Genomic DNA, 3350 nt, shown 5'->3' with positions numbered 1-3350 from the left:
TCAACGCCGAAATACTTAGGGATACCCGACTCCAAACATTCTTTCGCGTAACTCGCTAATATTGGAGCTAAATCTGGACTCGCTTCTACTACTTCCATGTCAATTTTCCTCAAAAGCACATAACGCCTTGCTAAGGCGTGAGTAACGCAATACAAAAGCTACCGCACAGCGCCTTAATCACCCTAAGCCACCGCACAGTAAAAATGCCACGCGTTACGAATCACTCTTAAGCAACTTGTTAGTACATGCGCTACTTCTATTTATGCGCTCCAAGATATTGAAAAGTGGCATGATATGAAAGGCTTTGAACACTGAAGTGAGACGGGCAGCTACAAAACTTAAACTCGATTAAGAGACGAGAGTTGGCTAGAAGAAAAATGCACTGACCTGCCCTACTTTCACAGGCTCAAATTAGAAAAGGATTCGATCCTCGCACTCCAACGGCAGCACCAAAGAAAGACAATTCTGACGTAGTAAAAACCACGAAAGAAAAGAAGCGCCAAAGAAATAGGGTAAGAGTTAGATACCGTAAACGGTGAAATCAAAGCAAGCACAACGCATATAGTGCCACCGGAAAGAACGTGAGAGGCACTAACGGAAAGGTGTAAAGACGAGCGCCAAAACAGATAAACACCAAAACTTATGACCTTTGATGTCAAACCCGTACTAACGCCCTGTTAAGGGGTGAGCAACGCAATACCAAAGCCACCGCATACCACCTTAAACACTAAAACCAACGCATAGTGAAAATGCCACGCGTTGCGAATCCCTCTTGAACAGTTTGTTAGGCGACATTTCTACGTTTAACTTCTTTCTCATACGAAGATTCGTTGTATAACCAAATAGCCCAAAATGCGAAAAACATCCCGATCGTGTAAATGGAGTAATTAAGAGCATTATCCGATAAGAAAATCGTAATGCTTACAGCATCAGAAGATGGATAAAGGAAAATAACATTAAAAATTATGTACAAAATGGCTGTGACGAAAGTTGTTCTGAAAAGCCAATTTAAACATCCTTTCTTTCGAGATTTTTGCCAATTATCAAATGCTTTACCATTCATTAATCCACTCCTTTTCTATTAACTGAAGCTAGATTCACGCCAAGATACTATCACTACTCTATCGTTGATCTCATGTCGCCTAACGCCGCATTAAGGTGTGAGCGGCGCTTGGCTATACTTGAGCGAAGCGAAACTGCCAAGCGTTGCGAATCACTCTTGAATGCTTTGTTATGTGCGTGCTAAACGGTAGCGCCTTACCGTACCCTCAATCTCATCTGTGTAGTTACCGAGGTATTCACCACCACAGTTTTCGATGACCTTTTGAGATGCGGGATTGTCAATTGAGCAAGTAACAATAACTGAATCAGTGACAACATGGTCTCGCACCCAAGAAAGCAGAAATGAGGCTACACCCTTACCACGAGCTGACGGTCTAGTTTCGTAGCCAATATGACCAATGACATTTTCTACGTTGGCATTAGTACCTTTGCGAACTCGGACTGCACCTAAAATTTCGGAGTTCGATACACAGTAGTAAGTTGTGCTAGGTAAATATCCCTTTGGTAACTCAGAGATTGCCTTTGAACGTTCGACCAAACCTGACAAATAAGCTGTCGGATCTTGCTCCACACCCGAATATTTTGGAATACCCGATTCTAGGCATTCTTTCGCATAACTCGCTAATATTGGGGCCAAATCAGGGTTGGCCTCTATCACTTCCATGTCAATTTTCCTCATAAGCACATAACGCCCAATTAAGGTGTGAGGCACGCAATACCGATGCCGCCGCATACCGCCTTAATCACTAAAACTAACGCATAGTAAAAATGCTACGCGTGCCGAATCACTCTTAAATTGTTTGTTATAAAGCGGACTCTACGTTAAACGCCTTTTCTAACCACACCGAGCTAATGTACTGTCCATTTTTCTTTGCATACTCATTGAAAACTCCGACTTCTCTGAAACCAAACCGTTTGTGTAATGCCACTGATGCGTCGTTTGGTAATGCAACACCCGACAATACACGATGAACACCATAAGCACGAATTGATGAGAACAACTGAGTATATAGTTTAGAACCTAAACCTTTCCCTTTAGCTTCTTGTGCCAGATAAACGGTCACTTGTACGGTGTCGTCAAAAGCTGAAATTGCTCTGTACTGTTGGGAACATGCAAAACCTAGCAACACGCCGTTTTCTTTGGCTACATATAGTTGATATTTGGTAGTACTAGAAAACTGAGAAAACCATTTCTGACGATTTTCCAGAGTAAATGGAACTTCCTCAAAGCGTGCATTAGTGTGCTCAATATAAAAATTAAAGATGTCGGTGATACCAGCAACATCTTCAAGTTTACCTGTTCGAATTTCCACGAAATTTCCTTTTTCTTCGAGCTTTATAACGCCCTGTTAAGGGGTGAGCAACGCAATACAAGAGCCGCCGCATACCGCCTTAAACACTAAAACTAACGCATAGTAAAAATGCTACGCGTGCCGAATCACTCTTAAATTGTTTGTTATAAAGCGGACTCTACGTTAAACGCCTTTTCTAACCACACCGAGCTAATGTACTGTCCATTTTTCTTTGCATACTCATTGAAAACTCCGACTTCTCTGAAACCAAACCGTTTGTGTAATGCCACTGATGCGTCGTTTGGTAATGCAACACCCGACAATACACGATGAACACCATAAGCACGAATTGATGAGAACAACTGAGTATATAGTTTAGAACCTAAACCTTTCCCTTTAGCTTCTTGTGCCAGATAAACGGTCACTTGTACGGTGTCGTCAAAAGCTGAAATTGCTCTGTACTGTTGGGAACATGCAAAACCTAGCAACACGCCGTTTTCTTTGGCTACATATAGTTGATATTTGGTAGTACTAGAAAACTGAGAAAACCATTTCTGACGATTTTCCAGAGTAAATGGAACTTCCTCAAAGCGTGCATTAGTGTGCTCAATATAAAAATTAAAGATGTCGGTGATACCAGCAACATCTTCAAGTTTACCTGTTCGAATTTCCACGAAATTTCCTTTTTCTTCGAGCTTTATAACGCCCTGTTAAGGGGTGAGCAACGCAATACAAGAGCCGCCGCATACCGCCTTAAACACTAAAACCAACGCATAGTGAAAATGCCACGCGTTGCGAATCCCTCTTGAACAGTTTGTTATATGCTGTCTTCAAACATTGCATTTAAAATACCATACACCATTTCATGGCACGTGGAATTACCTCCCAAATGAACTAACTCATTATCACTGTCACCACTCAGAAACGCCAAGTAAGGATGTGCTTCATCACCATCAAAGCTAATGCTTGAAGAACTGTCGATCATACTTGCAACTT

General features: G+C 41.8%; 4 protein-coding genes and 1 pseudogene. All 5 read right to left on the bottom strand.

Annotated features, from left to right (window positions below; all coding sequences use genetic code 11):
• Nucleotides 1-98, bottom strand: a pseudogene (locus D8S93_RS25400) (GNAT family N-acetyltransferase); the annotation flags it as partial.
• Nucleotides 99-784: 686 nt separating this feature from the next.
• A complete protein-coding gene (locus D8S93_RS24700) occupies nt 785-1063 on the bottom strand; it encodes a hypothetical protein (RefSeq protein WP_152816211.1) in 279 nt (92 codons plus the stop codon).
• Between the two features lie 168 nt (nt 1064-1231).
• Entirely contained in the window at nt 1232-1726 is a 495-nt protein-coding gene (locus D8S93_RS24695) for a GNAT family N-acetyltransferase (RefSeq protein ID WP_005377068.1), read from the bottom strand.
• 139 nt (nt 1727-1865) lie between these two features.
• Nucleotides 1866-2375, bottom strand: a complete 510-nt coding sequence (locus D8S93_RS24685; protein ID WP_319803081.1) for a GNAT family N-acetyltransferase — start codon at nt 2373-2375, stop codon at nt 1866-1868.
• A gap of 143 nt (nt 2376-2518) precedes the next feature.
• Nucleotides 2519-3028: a GNAT family N-acetyltransferase gene (locus D8S93_RS24675; RefSeq protein ID WP_319803081.1), complete on the bottom strand. Its 510-nt coding sequence runs from the start codon at nt 3026-3028 to the stop codon at nt 2519-2521.
• Nucleotides 3029-3350 lie beyond the last annotated feature (322 nt).

It is taken from the genome of Vibrio sp. VGrn 2, assembly GCF_009361695.1.
GTDB lineage: Bacteria > Pseudomonadota > Gammaproteobacteria > Enterobacterales > Vibrionaceae > Vibrio > Vibrio diabolicus.
This window is presented reverse-complemented; position numbering and strand designations above follow the sequence as displayed.